Genomic DNA, 409 nt, shown 5'->3' on the forward strand with positions numbered 1-409 from the left:
GGCCCCCCTTCTCCCGAAGTTACGGGGGCATTTTGCCGAGTTCCTTAACCACGATTCTCTCGATCTCCTTGGTATTCTCTACCTGACCACCTGAGTCGGTTTGGGGTACGGGCGGCTAGAACCTCGCGTCGATGCTTTTCTCGGCAGCATAGGATCACCCACTTTTTATCCGCATCGTGTCTCAGCCATATGAGTGACGGATTTGCCTATCACTCGGCCTACGCACTTGCACCAGGACAACCATCGCCTGGCTTGGGCTACCTTCCTGCGTCACACCTGTTAATACGCTAACCGCACCAGCATGGGGTCGTGCGCTAGGCCCAATGCCTCACCCCGAAGGGATCGTACAAAGGGATTCGGGCACTTAGCACCACTGGATTGATTGGGGCGGTTCTTCGCCGGTACGGGA

Annotated in this window: 1 rRNA gene (running past one end of the window); it reads right to left on the bottom strand. The window is 56.7% G+C overall.

The window, feature by feature from the left end:
- Positions 1-409 (bottom strand): 23S ribosomal RNA (locus B3587_RS00100); its annotated part reaches 1,510 nt to the left of the window's first position; the annotation flags it as partial.

Origin of the sequence: Microbacterium sp. UBA837 (assembly GCF_002296025.1) — a bacterium.
Lineage (GTDB): Bacteria > Actinomycetota > Actinomycetes > Actinomycetales > Microbacteriaceae > Microbacterium.